This is a genomic window from Zobellella denitrificans, assembly GCF_002407485.1.
GTDB lineage: Bacteria > Pseudomonadota > Gammaproteobacteria > Enterobacterales > Aeromonadaceae > Oceanimonas > Oceanimonas denitrificans.
The window spans coordinates 1133136-1152446 of sequence record NZ_CP012621.1 but is presented as its reverse complement, the minus strand read 5'-3'; the positions used below and the strand labels follow the sequence as shown (position 1 = coordinate 1152446).

16 protein-coding genes, 2 tRNA genes and 1 pseudogene are annotated in these 19311 nt (G+C 63.4%); 9 read left to right on the top strand and 10 right to left on the bottom strand.

Annotation, left to right across the window (positions count from 1 at the left end):
• The first annotated feature begins 248 nt into the window (after positions 1–248).
• The 7 genes from AN401_RS05550 (at position 249) to AN401_RS05520 (ending at position 7913) form a co-directional block, all read left to right on the top strand.
• Entirely contained in the window at positions 249–1985 is a 1737-nt protein-coding gene (locus AN401_RS05550) for a bifunctional diguanylate cyclase/phosphodiesterase (RefSeq protein ID WP_096778732.1), read from the top strand.
• A 252-nt stretch (positions 1986–2237) separates the two neighbouring features.
• A complete protein-coding gene (locus tag AN401_RS05545; protein WP_096778731.1) occupies positions 2238–3257 on the top strand; it encodes an amino acid ABC transporter substrate-binding protein in 1020 nt (339 codons plus the stop codon).
• Positions 3258–3326: 69 nt separating this feature from the next.
• Positions 3327–4511: an amino acid ABC transporter permease gene (locus tag AN401_RS05540; RefSeq protein WP_096778730.1), complete on the top strand. Its 1185-nt coding sequence runs from the start codon at positions 3327–3329 to the stop codon at positions 4509–4511.
• A 1-nt stretch (position 4512) separates the two neighbouring features.
• Positions 4513–5613: an amino acid ABC transporter permease gene (locus tag AN401_RS05535; RefSeq protein WP_096778729.1), complete on the top strand. Its 1101-nt coding sequence runs from the start codon at positions 4513–4515 to the stop codon at positions 5611–5613.
• Between the two features lie 27 nt (positions 5614–5640).
• Positions 5641–6393: an amino acid ABC transporter ATP-binding protein gene (locus AN401_RS05530; protein ID WP_456300615.1), complete on the top strand. Its 753-nt coding sequence runs from the start codon at positions 5641–5643 to the stop codon at positions 6391–6393.
• 242 nt (positions 6394–6635) lie between these two features.
• Positions 6636–7586 carry a collagen-like domain-containing protein gene (locus AN401_RS20260; protein ID WP_269769027.1) on the top strand — a complete coding sequence of 317 codons (951 nt, stop codon included), beginning with the start codon at positions 6636–6638 and terminating at the stop codon, positions 7584–7586.
• A gap of 21 nt (positions 7587–7607) precedes the next feature.
• Complete coding sequence (locus AN401_RS05520) at positions 7608–7913, top strand: hypothetical protein (protein ID WP_094040447.1); 306 nt, start codon at positions 7608–7610, stop codon at positions 7911–7913.
• Positions 7914–8039: 126 nt separating this feature from the next.
• Here the strand turns inward: AN401_RS05520 and yiaY are convergent, their stop codons facing one another.
• Both yiaY and exaC read right to left on the bottom strand, forming a co-directional pair.
• The gene (yiaY, locus tag AN401_RS05515; protein ID WP_096778727.1) at positions 8040–9191 is read right to left on the bottom strand and encodes an L-threonine dehydrogenase; all 1152 of its coding nucleotides are present in this window, start codon (positions 9189–9191) and stop codon (positions 8040–8042) included.
• A gap of 304 nt (positions 9192–9495) precedes the next feature.
• Entirely contained in the window at positions 9496–11013 is a 1518-nt protein-coding gene (gene exaC / locus AN401_RS05510; protein WP_094040449.1) for an acetaldehyde dehydrogenase ExaC, read from the bottom strand.
• 239 nt (positions 11014–11252) lie between these two features.
• Here exaC and AN401_RS05505 point away from each other — a divergent pair, with 239 nt between their 5' ends.
• Positions 11253–12977: a sigma-54-dependent Fis family transcriptional regulator gene (locus AN401_RS05505; protein ID WP_096778726.1), complete on the top strand. Its 1725-nt coding sequence runs from the start codon at positions 11253–11255 to the stop codon at positions 12975–12977.
• On the opposite strand, the gene AN401_RS20385 is transcribed toward AN401_RS05505, so the two are convergent.
• The 3 genes and pseudogenes from AN401_RS20385 to AN401_RS05495 all read right to left on the bottom strand — a co-directional run bounded on the left by AN401_RS20385 (position 12974) and on the right by AN401_RS05495 (position 14892).
• A complete protein-coding gene (locus AN401_RS20385; protein ID WP_232513438.1) occupies positions 12974–13348 on the bottom strand; it encodes a CZB domain-containing protein in 375 nt (124 codons plus the stop codon). The two genes, AN401_RS05505 and AN401_RS20385, sit on opposite strands and share 4 nt — an antisense overlap.
• A gap of 33 nt (positions 13349–13381) precedes the next feature.
• A pseudogene (locus AN401_RS20380) lies at positions 13382–13789 on the bottom strand (methyl-accepting chemotaxis protein); the annotation flags it as partial.
• A gap of 452 nt (positions 13790–14241) precedes the next feature.
• Positions 14242–14892, bottom strand: coding sequence for a L,D-transpeptidase family protein (locus AN401_RS05495; protein WP_232513393.1), 651 nt, complete (start codon positions 14890–14892; stop codon positions 14242–14244).
• Between the two features lie 253 nt (positions 14893–15145).
• On the opposite strand from AN401_RS05495, the gene AN401_RS05490 reads away from it, so the two are divergent.
• Positions 15146–15712, top strand: a complete 567-nt coding sequence (locus AN401_RS05490; RefSeq protein ID WP_096778724.1) for a hypothetical protein — start codon at positions 15146–15148, stop codon at positions 15710–15712.
• Positions 15713–15743: 31 nt separating this feature from the next.
• Here AN401_RS05490 and AN401_RS05485 read toward each other — a convergent pair.
• The 5 genes from AN401_RS05485 to uvrY all read right to left on the bottom strand — a co-directional run bounded on the left by AN401_RS05485 (position 15744) and on the right by uvrY (position 19159).
• Positions 15744–15830, bottom strand: a tRNA-Leu gene (locus AN401_RS05485).
• A gap of 23 nt (positions 15831–15853) precedes the next feature.
• Positions 15854–15927: transfer RNA gene (locus tag AN401_RS05480), tRNA-Cys, on the bottom strand.
• A 157-nt stretch (positions 15928–16084) separates the two neighbouring features.
• Positions 16085–16633 carry a CDP-diacylglycerol--glycerol-3-phosphate 3-phosphatidyltransferase gene (gene pgsA, locus AN401_RS05475; protein ID WP_094041283.1) on the bottom strand — a complete coding sequence of 183 codons (549 nt, stop codon included), beginning with the start codon at positions 16631–16633 and terminating at the stop codon, positions 16085–16087.
• A 48-nt stretch (positions 16634–16681) separates the two neighbouring features.
• Positions 16682–18511, bottom strand: coding sequence for an excinuclease ABC subunit UvrC (gene uvrC / locus AN401_RS05470; protein ID WP_096778723.1), 1830 nt, complete (start codon positions 18509–18511; stop codon positions 16682–16684).
• 6 nt (positions 18512–18517) lie between these two features.
• Positions 18518–19159 carry a UvrY/SirA/GacA family response regulator transcription factor gene (gene uvrY, locus AN401_RS05465; protein ID WP_094041281.1) on the bottom strand — a complete coding sequence of 214 codons (642 nt, stop codon included), beginning with the start codon at positions 19157–19159 and terminating at the stop codon, positions 18518–18520.
• Positions 19160–19311: the final 152 nt, after the last annotated feature.

Here is a 19311-nt window from a genome sequence, read left to right as displayed (position 1 = left end):
ACCCATGCCCAAACAGGCGGACAAGGGATAGGCTCCGCCGACCGTCACATGCCATGGATGGCATGTGCGAGCGTACAGGGATGTATTCATAGCGTGTCGGCGGAGCCTATCCCTTTGGCCGACTGATGCGACCATGACAACGGCGGTGTCATCAAGCTGAAGGGTGCTAAACAGCACCCTTTTGTCATCCCATCTTCATATTACCGCCATACACTGCCACCCATTGTTGCGGTATATGGTGCCCCCCCATGACGGTGTTGACCTGCTTGAGCGATTCCCTCGCCTCCCTGATAGCCCAGCGCGGGCTGCGGCCCCTGTTCCAGCCGATAGTGGATACCCGCCAGGGGCGGATCCTCGGCCACGAGGCGCTGATCCGCGGCCCGGCCGGGCACCGGCTGGAGTTCCCGGGCGCCCTGTTCGGCGAGGCCAAGCAGACCGGGCTCCTGTCCGATCTCGACCTGGCCTGCCGCGAAGCCGCCATGCAGGCCTATTGCCAGCGGCGGATGGATGGCCTGCTGTTCATCAACGTCAACCCCAATGTACTGCTCGACAAACAGCATCCCCGGGGCTGTACCCAGCGCCTGGCCCGTGAACTGGGCTTGCCGGCGGAGCGCATCGTCATCGAGTTGTCGGAGCAGTATCCCATCCAGGATACGGAAGAACTCAAGGCCGCGGTCAACCGCTACCGGGAGCTGGGTTTCCGGATCGCCATCGACGATCTGGGCGCCGGCTATTCCGGCTTGCGGCTCTGGTCCGAGGTGAAGCCCGACTACGTGAAAATAGACCGCTACTTTATCCAGGACATCCACCAGGATCCGATCAAGCGGGAATTCGTGCAGAGCATTCTCGCCCTGGCCAGGGGTATGCAGTCCAGGGTGATCGCCGAAGGCATAGAGCGCCAGGAAGAGCTGCGGCAGCTGCAGGACATGGGCATCCACTACTGCCAGGGCTACCTGCTCGGTCGCCCCCAGGCGGAGCCGGTTCGGCATCCTGGCGGCGAGCAGGCGATACGGAGCCGGGTCGGCTTGCCCGGCCGGCACAAGGAAACCGTGGCCATGCTGGCCCGACCCGGCGTGCCCATCAAGCCGGACGAGAAGATCCACCAGGTGTTCGACACCCTGCTGGCCGACGGCAGGCTGCTCTCGCTGCCGGTGCTGGACCAGGGCGTGCCGGTCGGGTTGGTGCGCCGGGAAAAGATCATGGAGCTGTTCTCCGCCGCCTTCGGCCGGGCCCTGTACGCCAACAAGTGCGTCCGCCACGTGATGGACAGCCCGGTGGTGGTGGACTGGCAGTGCTCGCTGGAGCAGGCCAGCCAGTTGCTGACCGACGACGAGGACGCCTCGGCCCAGCGCCACTTCATCGTCACCCGCCAGGGCCGCTACCATGGCCTGGCCTCGGCCCGCGGCCTGCTGCGCACCATCACCGAGCAGCGGCTGCTGCATGCCCGCTACGCCAACCCGCTCACCCTGCTGCCGGGCAACGTGCCCATCTACCGGGAAATCGACGAAGCCCTGAGCCGGGGGCGGGACTTCCACGTGGCCTACTTCGACCTGAATCACTTCAAGCCCTACAACGACGTCTACGGCTACGCCCAGGGCGACCGGGTGATCCTCTGGGTGGCCCGCCTGCTGCAGGAAGTGATCGTCGGTGCCGGCCAGTTCCTCGGCCATGTGGGAGGCGACGACTTCGTGGCGGTGTTCGATGAAGATTGTGACTGGCGCCCCCTGTGCGAGCGGATACTGCGCCGTTTCGACGAGGAGATCCCCCGCTTCTACCATGCCCGGGACCGGCTGCGCCAGGGCATGGAGGCCCACGCCCGCAACGGTGAACTCCGCCACTATCCCCTGCTCGGTCTGGCCATCGGCGTGGTCGCCCCGGACGCCCGCTCCTGCCACTCCCACTTCGATGTGGCGGCACTGGCCAGCGAGGCCAAGCACCAGGCCAAGCGCTTGCCCCACAGCCACTGCTATTTTAGCCCCAAATGAAAATCATCCCTGACTGGATAAACCACGACAATCGCCCTGCAATAATCAATAACCCATAATAAATGACTATTTTTTGAACATTAAAATGACTAATTCATCAGGCTGGGGCGTTTTTACTGGATCATCCTCTAATTTTTACCATCAATTAACAAAATCATTTTTTCTTTGTGCTAAAACTCTAGCAAGGCATCGGTGTTTTATGCCTTCTATCAATAACGCTCATCTGCCCGTGCAATTCAAGAGGAAGTGATTATGACAGGCAAAGGAAAAACGGCTCTGCTGATCGCCGCCACCCTGGCGGCGGGACTGTCCCAGGCCCAGGCGGCGACCCTGGATTCGGTCAAGCAAAGAGGTGTGTTGAAATGCGGCGTAAACAGCGGCTTGCCCGGCTTCTCCAACCCGGATGACAAGGGCGTCTGGAAAGGGCTGGACGTGGATCTGTGTCGGGGCATTTCCGCCGCCGTCTTCAACGATCCGGACAAGGTGCAGTATATCCCCCTCAACGCCAAGGAGCGCCTCACCGCCCTGCAGTCCGGCGAAATCGACGTGCTTTCCCGCAATACCACCTGGACATCGAGCCGCGACACCGATCTGGGCGTCAATTTCACCGGCATCAACTATTTCGACGGCCAGGGCTTCCTGATCAAGAAGGATCTGGGCGTGGCCAGCGCCAAGGATCTGGACGGCGCCGCCATCTGCATCCAGTCGGGCACCACCACCGAACTGAACGTGGCCGACTACTTCCGCCGCAACGGCATCAGCTACAGCGCCGTGGTGTTCGATACCTCGGAGCAGACGGTGCAGGGACTGGAGGCCGGCCGCTGCGACGTGCTGACTTCGGATCTTTCGCAACTCTATGCCCTGCGCATCAAGCTGTCCGATCCCGACGGCGCCGTTGCCCTGCCCGAGGTGATCTCCAAGGAACCCCTGGGCCCGGCGGTACGCCAGGGCGACGACCAGTGGTTCAACGTGGTCAAATGGACTCACTTTGCCATGGTCAACGCCGAGGAGCTGGGCATCACCAAGGCCAATGTGGACGAGATGAAGGGCAGTGAAAACCCCGATATCCGTCGCCTGCTGGGCGAAGACGCCGATTTCGGCAAGGGCATGGGACTGAGCAAGGACTGGGCCTACCGCATCATCAAGCACGTGGGCAACTACGGCGAGATCTTCGAAGCCAACGTCGGCCAGGGTTCTCCGCTCAAGATCGACCGAGGCCTCAACGCCCTGTGGACCGAAGGCGGCCTGCAATACGCGCCCCCCGTCCGCTAACCGGTTATCCCGCTATGGGCTGCGCCAGGGCGCAGCCCCTTTCGCAGACTCAGTACGAGGATAGGGCTTATGTCCTCATCGGCGAACCCCAAGCATACTCATGTTAAATTCTGGCGGGATCCGGCCAAGCGGGCCCTGCTGTTCCAGGCTGTGCTGCTCACCGCCGTGGCCGGCGCCATCTGGTTTATTGTCGACAACACCCTGACCAACCTGGCCACCCGCGGCATCACCACCGGCTTCGGCTTTCTCGACGATCCGGCCGGCTTCGCCATCGCCCAATCGCTGATCCCCTATACGGAAACCGACACCTATGGCCGCACCTTCGTGGTGGGCCTGCTCAATACCCTGCTGGTGTCCTTTCTCGGCATCATCGGCGCCACCCTGCTGGGCTTTATCATCGGCGTGGCCCGGCTTTACCCCAACTGGCTGATCAGAAAGCTGGCCTCGGCCTATGTGGAGATCTTCCGCAACCTGCCGCTGCTGCTGCAGATGTTCTTCTGGTACTTTGCGGTGCTGCGCGCCCTGCCCGCCCCGCGCAACAGCCTGAACATCAACGACAGCATCTTTCTCAACGTACGCGGCCTCTACCTGCCCGAGCCGGTAGCGGGCGGCGGCTTTCATCTGGTGTGGCTGGCGCTGCTGCTGGCGGTGGCCATCTCGGTATGGCTGTTCCGCTTCAACCATCGTCGCCAGGATGCCACCGGCAAGCGGCTGCCGGTGTGGTCGCTGTCGCTGGGGCTGGTCATCGGCCTGCCCGGGCTGCTGTTCCTGCTGCTGGGCGCCCCGCTCAGCTGGAACTACCCCGAGCTGGTGGGCTTCAACTTCCGCGGCGGCATGACCATCATCCCCGAATTCCTGGCGCTGTGGCTGTCGCTCACCATCTACACCGCCGCCTTTATCGCCGAAATCGTGCGCTCCGGCATCCAGGCCATCTCCCACGGCCAGACCGAGGCGGCCCACGCCCTGGGCATCAAGGACAGCCTGACCCTGCGGCTGGTGATCATTCCCCAGGCGATGCGGGTGATCATACCGCCGCTGACCAGCCAGTACCTCAACCTGACCAAGAACTCGTCCCTGGCCACCGCCATCGGCTATCCGGACCTGGTCTCGGTGTTCGCCGGCACCACCCTCAACCAGACCGGCCAGGCGATAGAGGTGATCGCCATCACCATGCTGGTGTACCTCACCATCAGCCTGACGGTGTCCTTCTTCATGAACTGGTTCAACAGCCGCATGGCCCTGGTGGAGCGATAATATGTTCAAAGACACTCTCATCCCCGAACGGCCGGCCCCCCTTGCCAGCACGGGCCTGATCGGCTGGCTCAGGGCCAACCTGTTTTCCGGCCCGATCAACAGCCTGTTCACCCTGGCGGGACTTTACGGCCTTTATCTGCTGCTGGTCCCCATCATCGACTGGGCCTTTATCCGGGCCGACTGGGTCGGCGCCAGCCGCGACGCCTGCGTCAGTGGCGGCGCCTGCTGGGTGTTCATCGGCAACCGGCTGCAACAGTTTACCTACGGCTTTTATCCCTCGTCTGAACTGTGGCGCATCAACCTCACCTTCCTGCTGTTTGTAGGCCAGTTGCTGTGGCTGGCACTGCCCAGGCTGCCGGGCAAGCTGTGGCTGGCCCCCTTTATGGTGGTCATCTTCCCCTTCATCGCCTATGTGCTGTTGTACGGCGGCTGGTTCGGCCTGGTGGAGGTGCCCACCCACCAGTGGGGCGGCCTCACCCTGACCCTGATCCTCGCCGTGGTCGGCATTACCGCCGCCCTGCCCATCGGCACCCTGCTGGCCCTGGGCCGGCGCTCCAACATGCCGATAGTGCGCAGCCTGTCGGTGGTGTTTATCGAGTTCTGGCGCGGGGTGCCGCTGATCACCGTGCTGTTCATGTCGTCGGTGATGCTGCCGCTGTTCGTGCCCCAGGAGCTGACCCTCGACAAACTGCTGCGGGCCATGATCGGCATCATCTTCTTCCAGTCCGCCTACATGGCGGAAGTAGTGCGCGGCGGCCTGCAGGCCATTCCCAAGGGTCAGTACGAGGCGGCCGAGGCGCTCGGCCTGAACTACTGGAAGATGATGGTGCTGGTGGTGCTGCCCCAGGCGCTGAAGCTGATGATACCGGGCATCGTCAACACCTTTATCGCCCTGTTCAAGGACACCAGCCTGGTATTGATCATCGGCCTGTTCGACCTGCTCGCCATCGTGCAGGCGGGCCTGGCCGATCCCAACTGGCTGGGTTATGCCACCGAAGGTTATGTCTTTGCCGGTCTGGTGTTCTGGCTGTTCTGTTACGGCATGTCCAAGTACAGCCAGTACCTTGAACGCAAGCTGCACACCGGCCACAAGAAACGCTAGCCGTACACCGGCACTGGAGTTGAATGAATGGAACAACAAAACAAGGAAGCCATGGTGACCCTGCGCGGGGTGAACAAGTGGTACGGCGACTTTCATGTGCTGCGCGATATCGATCTGACCGTGACCAAGGGCGAGCGCATCGTGATCTGCGGCCCCTCGGGCTCGGGCAAGTCGACCCTGATCCGCTGTATCAACCGGCTGGAGGAACATCAGCAGGGCGACATCATAGTGCGCAACACTCCGCTTACCAACGACCTCAAGAACATCGAGACCATCCGCCGGGAGGTGGGCATGGTGTTCCAGCACTTCAACCTGTTCCCGCACCTGACGGTGCTGGAAAACTGCACCCTGGCGCTGATCTGGGTGCGCAAGATGCCGCGCCGCCAGGCGGAAGAGATCGCCATGAAGCTGCTGGCCCGGGTCAAGATCCAGGATCAAGCCAAAAAATATCCGGGCCAGCTCTCCGGCGGCCAGCAGCAGCGGGTGGCCATCGCCCGCAGCCTGTGCATGAACCCGGAGATCATGCTGTTTGACGAGCCCACCTCGGCGCTGGATCCGGAGATGATCAAGGAGGTGCTGGACGTGATGATCGAGCTGGCGGAGGAAGGCATGACCATGATGTGCGTCACCCACGAGATGGGCTTCGCCCGCACCGTGGCGGACCGGGTGATCTTTATGGACGCGGGCCAGATCATCGAGGAAAACGATCCGGAGACCTTCTTCCACCACCCCCAGTCGGAACGCACCAAACTGTTCCTCAGCCAGATACTGGGGCATTGAGCAAAGCAACAGCGTCGAAAGGAAAACCGGCTTTACACGAGTCTATTTCTGTTGGCCGGTTTAACCGAAAAAACCAAAAGTGAGAGTCAATTGAAGCAAATCATCTGCTGTTGACTCGAATTTCCCCTCTTTTTACCGATTTCGTCCTGCCACTTTTTAGCCTTTGGTCAATACTGATCTTCAAGCATGGCGAAGCTCATGCGTTAACCACCAACAATTCCATGCATATTAAGGATGATATTATGGATAAGCACCATGGACGTGATCTGCCTTCGCGGGCAAGTCGGGCAGCCCTGCCTGCACAACGCTCAATTCTTGCCACCCTGCTCCCCTCCGCTTCCGGTTTTGCCGCTACCGCCCTGCTGTCGGTGGCCTTGATGAGCCATAGCGCGCCGGTATTGGCCGACCATGATGTGACTCACTCGGTAGCCAACCTGAAAGGCGGGCTGGGTGCCCTGGAACAACGGGTCTGGGATTGCGAAAACGGCCGGAATGGCTGCAAGGGGATAGTGGGCGAGCAAGGGCTCCAGGGCGAACAAGGACTCCAGGGCGACGTCGGACCGGCAGGTCCCCAGGGTGACGTCGGACCGGCAGGTCCCCAGGGCGACGTCGGACCGGCAGGTCCCCAGGGCGACGTCGGACCGGCAGGTCCCCAGGGTGACGTCGGACCGGCAGGTCCCCAGGGTGACGTCGGACCGGCAGGTCCCCAGGGCGACGTCGGACCGGCAGGTCCCCAGGGCGACGTCGGACCGGCAGGTCCCCAGGGCGACGTCGGACCGGCAGGTCCCCAGGGCGACGTCGGACCGGCAGGTCCCCAGGGCGACGTCGGACCGGCAGGTCCCCAGGGCGACGTCGGACCGGCAGGTCCCCAGGGCGACGTCGGACCGGCAGGTCCCCAGGGTGACGTCGGACCGGCAGGTCCCCAGGGCGAAACCGGGCTAACCGCTTGGGAAAAGGTTTCAAATACCTGCACAACTACAGCCGGCAATACCAGCAATATCAGCTGTACTGCAACATGCAGCAATGAGGATAAAAAGGTGCTTGGTGGGGGAGTAGCAAACGGTGACAGTGCCTGGCGAGTGGTTCAGAGCTATCCCGGCACCGACAGCGGTTGGTTCGTCTCACTGACACGGCAAAGCGGCAACAACCTGCTCAACGCCACCGTTTACGCCATCTGCGCCTATACCAACTAAGCCGGAGCAAGGAGACTGGTTATGACCAACTATATACTTCTGGCCTGCGCTTCCACGGCCTTGCTGCTGGCCTCACCGGCCAGTGCCAACCACTGCGACAACGATATGATTGAAGTGCAGTGGTTACTGGACGGCAGTGGCAATCTCGAGCCCAATCGGGTCGACGCCGCCGAACATCTGCTGGTACGCGCCGATCAGGCCTGTCTGCAGGAAAACGAGCTGATCATGAATGCCGAGCTGGATTCTCCCCTGCTGGATCCGGGCTACGTGACCGTAGGGCAATCCATGCTGATCAATGCCAAGGAGCTGCTGAGCGACCAGCACTGAGCAATAAACTGCCGCTGTTCTGCTCTACCTCGAAACAAAGCCGCCGGTATTGCCGGCGGCTTTTTATATTCACCCCAGAAGATTCAGTGGCCGCCTCCTTTCCACTGGCAAGAGGCAGAGCTCACCTCAGTAGGCGGCGCGGAAGATGGCGACCACTTCCTCATGGCTGGGTTGTATCGGGTTGGTCAGGCCGCAGGCGTCCTTCATGGCGTTGCTGGCCAGCACCGGGAAGTCCTCCTCCTTCACCCCGAGGCCGGCCAGGCCGGCGGGAATGCCCACCTGCTCCGCCAGGGCCACTATGGCCTGGATGGCGCGGTCGGCACCTTCCTCATCGGTCAGGTAATCCACGTCCTGGCCCAGGGCGGCGGCGATGTCCTTCAGCCGGGCGCCGGCGGCGCGGCTGTTGAAACGCTGCACATGGGGCAGCAGTATGGCGTTGCAGACCCCGTGGGGCAGGTCGTAGAAACCGCCCAGCTGGTGCGCCATGGCGTGCACATAGCCCAGCGAAGCATTGTTGAAGGCCATGCCCGCCAGCAGCTGGGCGTAGGCCATCTGGTTGCGGGCCGCCATGTCGCTGCCGTCCGCCACCGCCCGGGCCAGGTTTTGGCTGATCAGGGTCACCGCCTTCAGCGCGCAGGCGTCGGTGATGGGGTTGGCGGCGGTGGACACATAGGCCTCCACCGCATGGGTGAGGGCGTCCATGCCGGTGGCCGCGGTCAGCGACTTGGGCATCTTCTTCATCAGTTCGGGATCGTTGACCGACATGACGGGGGTGACGTGCTTGTCGACGATGGCCATCTTGATGTGGGTGTGCTCGTCGGTAATGATGCAGAAGCGGGTGATTTCCGAGGCGGTGCCGGCGGTGGTGTTGATGGCCACCAGCGGCAGTTGCGGCTTGGCGGACTTGTCCACCCCTTCGTAGTCGCGGATGTCGCCGCCGTTGCTGGCCACCAGGGCGATGGCCTTGGCGCAGTCGTGGGGCGAGCCGCCGCCGAGGGAGATCACCGAGTCGCAGCCTTTCTGCCGCAGCAGTTCGAGCCCCGCCTCCACGTTGCCGGTGGTGGGGTTGGCCTGTACCTGGTCGAAGACGCTGGCCTGGATATCCTGGGCCGCCAGGGCCTGCTGCAGCTGGCCGGCATAGCCCAGCTCCACCAGGGGCTTGTCGGTGACGATCAGGGCGTGGCGGAATCCGGACTGGCTCAGTTTGGTGACCGCCTGTTCCACCGCGCCGGCGCCGATCAGGTTGACGGAGGGCATATAGAAAGTTGCTGTAGTCATGATGCTTCCCTATGAGTTATTCCAGGTTGAGTGTGTGGCCGCCTCTCCCCTGCGACCGGATAAAAACCGTGCTCTTGAAATGGGTCCGGCACTGCTAATGCTCGGGCCAGGCTATCGCCACGCCAACACGCAGCAAGTACATCCCTGTATGCTCGACGATGGCGGTGTCGCGGTAACCGCCGTATCATCGCTTCGCGATGCTAGCGGCGGTGCTAGGCGCTTCGCGCCCCCTGCCATCGACGGTTGGCTTAGGCAACAGCCTGCCCCTCTTGACTGTTCTGCATTACCGCGGCAGTACCTGTTATCAGAAGAAACCGAGCGGGTTGCTGTCGTAGCTCACCAGCAGGTTCTTGGTCAGCTGGTAGTGATCCAGCATCATCTTGTGGGTTTCGCGGCCGATGCCGGACTTCTTGTAACCGCCGAAGGCGGCGTGGGCCGGATAGGCGTGGTAGCAGTTCATCCAGATCCGCCCGGCCTGGATGCCCCGGGCCATGCGGTAGGCGCGGTTCACGTCCCGGGTCCAGACGCCGGCGCCCAGGCCGAACTCGGTGTCGTTGGCGATGGCCAGGGCCTCGGCCTCGTCCTTGAAGCGGGTCACCCCCACCGCCGGACCGAAGATCTCTTCCTGGAACACCCGCATCTTGTTGTCGCCCTGGAAGATGGTGGGCTGGATATAGAAGCCGTTCTCCAGGCCGCTGATGCGGTTGGCCTGTCCGCCGAGCAGCATCCGGGCGCCTTCGTCCCGGCCGATCTGCATGTAGCTCAGGATCTTGTCGAACTGTTCCTGGGACGCCTGGGCGCCGACCTGGGTCTCGGTATCCAGCGGGTTGCCCTGCTTGATCTGGCGACCGCGCACCAGCACCCGCTCCATAAAGTCGTCGAAGATGCTGTCCTGCACCAGGGCCCGGGACGGGCAGGTGCAGACCTCGCCCTGGTTGAAGAAGGTGAGCAGCATGCCCTCGATGCACTTGTCGACGAACTCCGGCTCGTAGCGCATCACGTCTTCGAAGAAGATGTTGGGGGACTTGCCGCCCAGCTCCACGGTGGAGGGGATCAGCCGCTCGGCCGCCGCCTTGAGGATATGGATGCCGACCGGGGTGGAGCCGGTAAAGGCCAGCTTGGCAATGCCCGGGTGACGCAGTATGGCCTCGCCCGCTTCCCGGCCCAGGCCGTTGACCACGTTGATCACGCCGGGGGGCAGCAGGTCGCCAATCAGCTCCATCATCACCAGGATGGAGGCCGGGGTCTGCTCGGCGGGCTTCAACACGGTGCAGCAGCCCGAGGCCAGCACCGGCGCCAGTTTCCAGGCCGCCATCAGCAGCGGGAAGTTCCAGGGGATGATCTGCCCCACCACGCCCACCGGCTCGTGGAAGTGATAGGAGGCGGTGCTGGCGTCCAGCTCGGCGGCGGTGCCTTCCTGGGCGCGGATGGCGCCGGCGAAGTAGCGGAAGTGATCCACCACCAGCGGGATGTCGGCGGCCAGGGTTTCACGCACCGCCTTGCCGTTGTCCCAGGTTTCCGCCACCGCCAGCAGCTCGCGGTTCTGCTCGATGCGATCGGCGATGCGCAGCATGATGTTGGCCCGCTCCGCCACGGCGGTTTTGCTCCAGGTCACGAAGGCCTGTTGGGCCGCCTGCACCGCCAGATCGATATCCTGGGCATCGGAGCGGGGCACCTCGCAGAACACGGCACCGTTCACCGGCGAGACGTTTTCCATGTAGCGGCCATTCACCGGCTCGCGCCACTGACCGCCGATAAAGTTCTGGTAGCGGGCCTTGAAGTTGACCACGGCTCCGGCTTGTCCTGGTTGCTGATAAATCATCACGGCTCTCCTTGCGGGTAATCTCGGTTGACGTTGACGCCAGTCGGCGTTTGCAAGAAGGTAAGTGCAAGGTCGGTGCCAGTTGTAGCAGATCAAGTAAACAAGGTTAAAAAGTCGTTACAATCGGGCCTTCGAAAGACTAACCTAAGGGAGTCCGCTCCCCGGTTGGCAGCTTGCCTTGTCCAGGGTCTGGACAGGGTGTTCAGTACAGGTGTTCAGTTTCTTAACAGGCAGGGATCATGACCATCAGCACAGTGCTTACTCAGCCCCAGGATCTGGCTTTACTTGAACGTTCATGGCAACGCAGCCGCGACTACGGCCTGCTCCGGGCCGGCCGCACCGATCCCCGCTGCCTGGCGCCCTCGGCCCTGAACCAGAAACAGCAGCAGCATGAGTTGCTGCTGCGCTACCTGCGCCACAGCCTGCCGCTGTTCGAGCAACTGCAGCAGGGCCGCCACTGCCGCCTGATCTTCTCCGATGCCGAGGGCACCATCCTCTTTACCAGCGGCGATCCCCACTTTGGCAGCAGGGCCCAGAAGATGGCCCTGGCCAGCGGCGCCAGCTGGCATGAGCAGAGCATGGGCACCAATGCCATCGGCACCGCCCTGAGCGAGCAAAAGGAAGTCTGCATCCTGGGCAGTCAGCATTTTCTGGCCGCCAACCAGGGCATCAGCTGCAGCGCCAGCCCGGTGCTGTCGCCGAGCGGCGAGCTGCTGGGGGTGATCGACATCTCCAGCGAGGCCGGCGAGCACTGCCAGGACATGCTGCTCACCGCCCGGTTGCTGGCCCTGTCGGTGGAAAACGCCCTGGTGATGAACCACAGCGACACCCACTGGATCCTGAGCCTGGCCCCGGATGCGGGCAGCCTGCAACAGCCCTGGTCCGGCATCATCGCCCTGCGGGAAGACGGCCAGTTGCTGGGCGCCAACCGCAGCGCCCGCCACTGGCTGCCGGAGCTGGACATCCCCGCCATGCTGAACGATTTGCGCCAGGGCGAACTCACCCCCGTCGGCTCGGGGCTGGCCCTGCTGAGCCGCCAGCCCGGGCGACGCCCGGCTTCCCGCCCCGAGCCGGTGGCGAGTTCCGGCCTGGAAGCCACCGCCCTCAAGCTGATGGCCCGTTGCATTCCGCTGCTGATCCAGGGCGAAACCGGCACCGGCAAGGATCACCTGGTGCGCCGCCTGCACCGCCAGAGCGGCCGTGCCCGGGGGCCGCTGGTGGCGGTGAACTGCGGTGCCCTGCCCGCCGAGCTGCTCGAAGCCGAGCTGTTCGGCTACCTTCCCGGCGCCTTCACCGGCGGCAGCCGTCAGGGCCGCCCCGGCTATATCCGCGCCGCCCAGGGCGGCATCCTGTTCCTGGACGAGATCGGCGAGCTGCCGCTGGCGGCCCAGACCCGGCTGCTGCGGGTATTGCAGGAAAAGGCGGTGACCCCGCTCGGCAGCCACAGCCCCGAGCCGGTGGACTTTCAGCTGGTGGCGGCCAGCCACCGGGACCTGGCCGCCATGGTGGCGGAGGGCGGTTTTCGCCAGGATCTGTACTTTCGGATGAACGGTTTTTCGCTGCGCCTGCCGCCGCTGCGGGACTATGAACACGACGACTTCGTGCGGCTGGTGCAGGAGCTGCTGGCGGAGCTGGAGGAAGAGGTCACGCTGGATGAGGCCGCCCTGGCCCGGCTCGGCGACTACAGCTGGCCGGGCAATGTCCGCCAGCTGAAACAGGTGCTGGAAGTGGCGGCGGTGCTGGCCGACGGCGGCCGCATCACCCCGGCCCAGTTGCCCGAGTTGCCGAATTTCGAGGGGAATGCCAAGGCCGCCCCGGCCACGGGGGATTTAAAATCCCATGCCGACAGATTGATAACGCAGACCCTGGACGAGTGCGGCGGCAACGTCAGCGCCGCCGCCCGCCGCCTGGGGCTGAGCCGCACCACCCTCTACGCCCGGCTCAAGGCGCTGAAAAACAACTAGCTCAGCACTTCCCGCTCCAGGGAAGCCAGGGCCCGCGTCACCTCCATGCTGGCGCTTTCCATCGCCTGCAGGCAGTCCAGCCCCTGTTGCTGATTGCCGGCGGCAAAGGCCTGCAGCGCCCTGGCCCCCTCGCCGTGCACCCGCTTGTGGCAGGCTTCCAGGCTCTTGAATGCCGGCAGGTGGCTGTACAGACGGGCGCCGCGCCCCTCGTAGTACCACTTGCCCAGCCGGCACTCGGTATGGCTGCTCACGCCCTGGCCGAACTGGCGTTGCTCGATGCGCTGGTAGATATCGGTCTTCCATACCGCATGGTCCAGCTTTACCGCCTCCAGAAAGGCGGTGGCGGCGTTGCGCTGGATCACCAGCCGCATGCCCTCGGCATGGGTCAGCACCTCGCGGGTGACCTCGTCGATCTGCTGGGCGGAGGCGGAGATCTCGTCGGTGCTCTCCAGCGACTGGCTGACCATGCTGTTGATGGCCTTGCTCTGCTCCAGCACCTGCTGCACCAGCTTGTTGATATTGCCGCTGGCCTCGTGGGCCTTGCCCGCCAGGGTGCGTACCTCGTCGGCCACCACCGCGAAGCCCCGCCCCTGCTCGCCGGCCCGGGCCGCCTCAATGGCGGCGTTGAGCGCCAGCAGGTTGGTCTGCTCCGAAATTTCCTGGATCACCGACACGAAGTTGCTGATCCTGCCGGCGGTGTCGGTCAGTACCGCCGCGCTCTCGGCGCTGTGCCCCACCTCGGTGTTGATCGCCACGGCGCGCTGCTTGAGCACATCGGTCGCCTGGTAGGTGTGGGCAAAGACGCCTTCCATCTCGGTCAGCTTTTCCCGCTCGCCCAGCAGCGCCTCGGCGTTGGACACCATGCCCTCGCGGATGGCGGACAGCATCTCGGCACCCTGCAGCACCACCTGCACCAGTTGATGGGCCAGCCGGTTTTCGGCCTTGAGCCCCGCCAGCTCGGTTTTCAGGGCCGTAAGCTGACTCTCCTTGGCCGACAGCCGCGTTTCATAGTCGGCGACCTGGGCCGCCAACTGCTGCTCCAGTTGCAGCACCCGCTTCTTTACTTTGGTGGAAAACATGCTTGGCCTCTGAAAACCGCCGGAAAGGGCACCATTAGGCACCACTTAAGTAGTAACCACAAGATGACCGGAGAGAAAATCGGGACTTTTTGGCGCTTATGTGAGCCCGAGTGCAAAAGGTGGGCAAAAAGGGATGACAAGGCTGCCGGAAGAGGGCCGGGGCCGGCGATTGCCGGCCCCGGAATTCAGATATCGTTCCTGGGAAAACGGGCGAACTCGCGGGAGATGTCCGCGTACAGCTCCACCGCCCACAGGGGCAGGTGGGAGGCGAAGCCGTCCAGGGGCCGGCGGCGCGGATCATGGGGAGCGATGATCACCGACGCCTGCTCGGTGCCGATGGTGTTCACCAGCACGAACAGCTCCTCGATGGCGATGTCGCCGATGGCCAGGCAACCGGTGGACTCGGCCTTGCCGTGGATAAAGATGCTGCCCCCCAGGTTGGTGCGGCCCTCTTTGCGGGCACGGACCAGGTCGAAGGAGTTGGGGTAGTTCAGCCCCATGGACAGATGGAACTGGCTGTTGGGGTTGAGGTGGGTGATGCGGTAGATGCCCTCGGGCACCTGTTTGTCCCCTTCCCTGAGCTTGGGGCCGGGGCCGCCGCTCGCCTTGCGGATGGGATAGCTGCGGATGAACCTGAAGTCACCCTCGTTGCGGGCCCACAGCTCGAGTTCCTTTTCTTCCTTGGTGGCCAGCAGCACGATTTCTTTGGGCGGGTAGCTCACCTCGGCCCGCATGAAATGCGGCCGCATACGGATTTCGGCCAGGGGGCCGTAGGCGGCCAGCACGTTGTCGATGCTGCCGTGATAGAGGTCGGCGGCAGCCGGGGCGGGATTCACTAAAGCGGCCAAAAGCAGGGCTGAAGCAGAAAATCCGTTTAAAAGTCGCATAAGTGATGGATTGATCCGGTGTTGAAACTATATCTCAATGATAGCCCGAGCCGTGGCCGGTTGGAATCTGGCGCCGCCAAAATAATCACTTTTCCCGCCCGGTCAGCCTTTGGCGCAGCGCCGCCGCCGGAGTACAACAGGCCGTTGTGCCCGGCCGGGGCGGGTACCACAATAAGGCTTTGTAGCCACCACCGAGAACACCATGACCAAGGCCAGCCTCTTGTTGCCGATACTGCTGCTCACCGGCTGCGCCGCCCTGGAGCTGCCTTTCTCCCCGGGCGGTCAGCAGGGGCGCGTTTCGTCCACCACGCCGGGCATCGCCGTCAGCCGGACCCAACCGCCCCGGCTCGAGAGCATCTCCTTCCTGTCGGAGCGCGCCTTTGTCCCCGCCCGGGCCCGGCACTGCCTCACCGAACTGATCCCGCCGGCCGGGGAAGACACCGAGGTGATCCAGTTCCTGGGGCAAGACGTGCTCAATGCCGGCGGCGAGATTGCCGCCGCCGGCAGCCGATGGGGCATTATCCCGAGCCAGTACCGCATTCGCTTTCAGCTCAGCGCCCTGGCCCACCATAACGGCACCACCTACGGCTTCAGCCGGATAAGCCTGGCCCGGGAAGACGCCTGGGGCCTGGGCGACCACGACTTCGCGCCCCTGCCCCCCACCGGCGCCCGCACCCAGAAGGTGTATGGCGAGCTGCAGGCCCTGTACCGGCGGCTGGATGAGTGCCTGGCGGAGCCTGACTCAGACAGGCAGCGCAAGGATACATGATCAGATGATTTGGTAACTGCTTGATTTTCAATGGTGCCCGGAGCCGGACTTGAACCGGCACGCTGTTACCAGCGAGGGATTTTAAATCCCTTGTGTCTACCGATTTCACCATCCGGGCAGTAGACGAACTCGAGGAGGAGATGGAGGCGCGTAGCGGAGTCGAACCGCTCTAAACGGATTTGCAATCCGCTGCATAACCGCTTTGCTAACGCGCCGAAAGAGGTTGTTCTGATGCCTGAGCATTCTAATGGCCGGGGCCTGCCAGTCAACTGGTATCTGGTTTTTTGGGTCCGTTCGCACACTTTTTATGCGCAAGGCCCGTTTTTCACGCCTCGGTGCCTGTCCGGCAGGCGGACTGTCGCCGGCAGGCGCTCAGCCTTGCCGGGTGAGATCGGTCCAGGCCGCCCTGAGATAGTCGTAGGCGGAGAACAGGGTCAGGCCGGTGGCCGCGTACAGCAGCACATAGCTGCCCCAAATCATGTAGATGCTCTGCTGCCAGATCAGGCCGATCAGGGCCAGCATCTGGATGGTGGTCTTCCACTTGCCGATCCAGCTCACCGCCACCCGGGAGCGCTGGCCGATTTCCGCCATCCATTCGCGCAGGGCCGAGATGATGATCTCCCGCCCTATCATGATCATGGCGGGAATGGTGACCAGGGGGCTGCTGTAGTCTTCCACGATCAGTACCAGGGCGGCGGCCACCATCACCTTGTCGGCCACCGGATCGAGGAAGGCGCCGAAGGGCGTGCTCTGCTCCAGCTGGCGGGCCAGGAAGCCGTCGAACCAGTCGGTCACCGCCGCCAGGGTGAACACCGCCGCCGCCCAGAAGTAGGCCCAGTGGAACGGCAGGTAGAACAGCACTATGAATACCGGGATCAGCAGGATACGGAAAAATGTCAGGGAATTAGGGACGTTTATCATTGTTATTCAAGCCATGGAGTGATGCCGTTACATGGTGCATGATGCGCCTCAGTGATGCAACGCATCATGTATTTTTTCTGCCAGGGCCAGGCTGATGCCCGGTACCTTGGCCAGCTCGTCCACGCTGGCCCGCTTCACCTCCTGGATGCCGCCCAGGTATTTCAGCAGCGCCTGGCGGCGCTTGGCCCCGATGCCGGGGATGCTCTCCAGGCTGCTGGTGGTGCGCGCCTTGCCGCGCTGGGCGCGGTGGCCGGTAATGGCGAAGCGGTGGGACTCGTCCCGGATGTGCTGGATCAGGTGCAGCGCCGGCAGATCGGCGGGCAGGTGCCGCTCTTCGTGGCTGCCGCCCATGACGAGCGTCTCCAGCCCCGGCTTGCGGGTCACGCCCTTGGCCACGCCCACCAGCAAGGGCTTGCGCGGGCTGTCGGCCAGCTCCCGGGCCACCACTTCCTCGGCCCGGGCCAGTTGTCCCAGGCCGCCGTCGATAAACAGGATATCGGGCAGCTTGTCGGCATCGGCCTGGTGAAAGCGCCGGCTCAGGGCCTGCTCCATGGCGGCGTAATCGTCGCCGGGGGTGATGCCCGCGATGTTGAAGCGGCGGTATTCGCTCTTCTGGGGGCCTTCCCGATCGAACACCACGCAGGAGGCCACCGTCTTCTCGCCCATGGTATGGGAGATGTCGAAACACTCCAGGCGGCCGACGGGGCCGCAGGCCAGCACCTCTTCCAGTTGCTCCAGGCGCTGGCGCAGGGTGCTCTTGTGGGCCAGCCGGCTGGCGAGCGCCGTCTGGGCGTTGGTCCGGGCCAGCCTGATAAAGCGCGCCCGCTCGGCGCGCAGGCGGCTGCGCAGCTTGACCTTGCGGCCATAATGCTGGCTCAGGGTGTCGCTCAGCACTTCTTCATCGGGCAGGGTCCGGTCGAGCAGGATCTCGGCGGGGGCCTCCCGGCCGCCGATGCCGGAAAGATAAAACTGCAGCACAAAGCTCTGCAGTATTTCTTCCGCGTCCGTGTCCGGCGGCATCCTGGGAAAATAGCTGCGGCTGCCCAGCACCTTGCCCTGGCGGATGAACAGCACCTGCACGCAGGCCAGGCTGCGTTCCAGCGCCAGGCCGATCACGTCCAGGTCGTCCAGGATGTTGCCACTCACAAACTGCTGCTCCTGCACCCGGCGCAGGGCCTGCAGCTGATCCCGGAAACGGGCCGCATCCTCGAAGCGCAGCTCCCGGCTGGCCTGCTCCATGCTGTCCGCCAGGTCGGCCAGCACCTGCTGGTTCTTGCCCAGCAGGAACAGCCGCGCCAGCTGCACCTGGTGGGCGTACTCCTCGTCGCTCACCAGGCCGGCCACGCAGGGGCCGGCGCAGCGTTTGAGCTGGTACTGCAGGCAGGGCCGGGAGCGGTTGGCATAGAAGCCGTCCTCGCACTGGCGCACCGGAAACAGCTTCTGCATCAGGTGCAGGCTCTCGCGCACCGCCACGCCGCTGGGATAGGGGCCGAAGTATTCGCCCTTGTGCTTGCGCGGCCCGCGGTGGATGCCGATGCGGGGATGGCGGTGCTCGGTGATCAGGATATAGGGGTAGGACTTGTCGTCCCGCAGCAGCACGTTGTAGCGGGGCAGGTGCTGCTTGATCAGGTTGTGCTCGAGGATCAGCGCCTCGGTCTCGGTGTGGGTCACCGTCACCTGCACCTCGGCAATCTGGCGCACCAGGGCCCGGGTCTTCTCCCCGCCGACATTGGCGCGGAAGTAGGAAGACAGCCGTTTCTTCAGGTTCTTGGCCTTGCCCACATAGATGACCTCCCCGGCGGCATCGTGCATCAGATACACGCCGGGCTGTTCGGTCACTACCTTGAGGAAGGCCTTGGCATCGAAGGACTGGCTCATTGGCCGTCAGATCTTCTCCGCGTCCAGCATGCCGTAGCGGATGGCCAGGTGGGTCAGCTCCACGTCGCCGTTGATGTTGAGCTTGCTGAACAGGCGGTAGCGGTAGCTGTTGACCGTTTTCGGGCTCAGGTTGAGCTGTTCGGAAATATCGGTCACCCGCTGCCCCTTGGTGATCATCAGCATGATCTGCAGTTCCCGCTCGGACAGCTGCTTGAAGGGGTTTTCCTCGTTGGAAAACTGGCTCAGCGCCATGCGCTGGGCGATTTCCGGCGAGATGTAGCGCTGGCCGCTGTGTACCAGGCGGATGGCGTTGATCATCTCTTCCGGCCCCGCGCCCTTGGTCAGGTAGCCGGCGGCACCGGCCTGCATCACCTTGGTGGGAAACGGGTTTTCGGTGTGGATGGTGAGGACGATGATCTTCACGTCCGGGCTGAAGCGCAAGATTTTGCGGGTGGCCTCGAGGCCGCCGATGCCCGGCATGTTCATGTCCATCAATACGACGTCGGGGTGCTGTTCGCGGCACCATTGCACGGCTTCTTCGCCGCTCTTGGCCTCGCCTACCACCTTCATTCCCTTGACGTCTTCTAGAATGCGTCGGATCCCTGTGCGCACTAACTCATGGTCATCAACCAGGAATACGTTAATCAAAGTTGTTCTCCGACTGCGTTAACCTGCTTAGCATATAACACTTTCCCCATGGATGGCATCATAGCGGAGATACCGGCGGAAAAAAACGCGCGCCGACGGGCACACTGTATTATCAAATCAAATACATATTGGCAACATGGATAAGGCGCGCG

Bases quoted from the DNA above. Each gene is read 5' to 3' on its own strand.
- AN401_RS05550 (WP_096778732.1), top strand. From the start codon at position 249: ATGACGGTGTTGACCTGCTTGAGCGATTCCCTCGCCTCCCTGATAGCC.
- AN401_RS05545 (WP_096778731.1), top strand. From the start codon at position 2,238: ATGACAGGCAAAGGAAAAACGGCTCTGCTGATCGCCGCCACCCTGGCG.
- AN401_RS05540 (WP_096778730.1), top strand. From the start codon at position 3,327: ATGTCCTCATCGGCGAACCCCAAGCATACTCATGTTAAATTCTGGCGG.
- AN401_RS05535 (WP_096778729.1), top strand. From the start codon at position 4,513: ATGTTCAAAGACACTCTCATCCCCGAACGGCCGGCCCCCCTTGCCAGC.
- AN401_RS05530 (WP_456300615.1), top strand. From the start codon at position 5,641: ATGGAACAACAAAACAAGGAAGCCATGGTGACCCTGCGCGGGGTGAAC.
- AN401_RS20260 (WP_269769027.1), top strand. From the start codon at position 6,636: ATGGATAAGCACCATGGACGTGATCTGCCTTCGCGGGCAAGTCGGGCA.
- AN401_RS05520 (WP_094040447.1), top strand. From the start codon at position 7,608: ATGACCAACTATATACTTCTGGCCTGCGCTTCCACGGCCTTGCTGCTG.
- yiaY (WP_096778727.1), bottom strand. From the start codon at position 9,191: ATGACTACAGCAACTTTCTATATGCCCTCCGTCAACCTGATCGGCGCC.
- exaC (WP_094040449.1), bottom strand. From the start codon at position 11,013: ATGATTTATCAGCAACCAGGACAAGCCGGAGCCGTGGTCAACTTCAAG.
- AN401_RS05505 (WP_096778726.1), top strand. From the start codon at position 11,253: ATGACCATCAGCACAGTGCTTACTCAGCCCCAGGATCTGGCTTTACTT.
- AN401_RS20385 (WP_232513438.1), bottom strand. From the start codon at position 13,348: ATGCGGCTGGTGATCCAGCGCAACGCCGCCACCGCCTTTCTGGAGGCG.
- AN401_RS05490 (WP_096778724.1), top strand. From the start codon at position 15,146: ATGACCAAGGCCAGCCTCTTGTTGCCGATACTGCTGCTCACCGGCTGC.
- pgsA (WP_094041283.1), bottom strand. From the start codon at position 16,633: ATGATAAACGTCCCTAATTCCCTGACATTTTTCCGTATCCTGCTGATC.
- uvrC (WP_096778723.1), bottom strand. From the start codon at position 18,511: ATGAGCCAGTCCTTCGATGCCAAGGCCTTCCTCAAGGTAGTGACCGAA.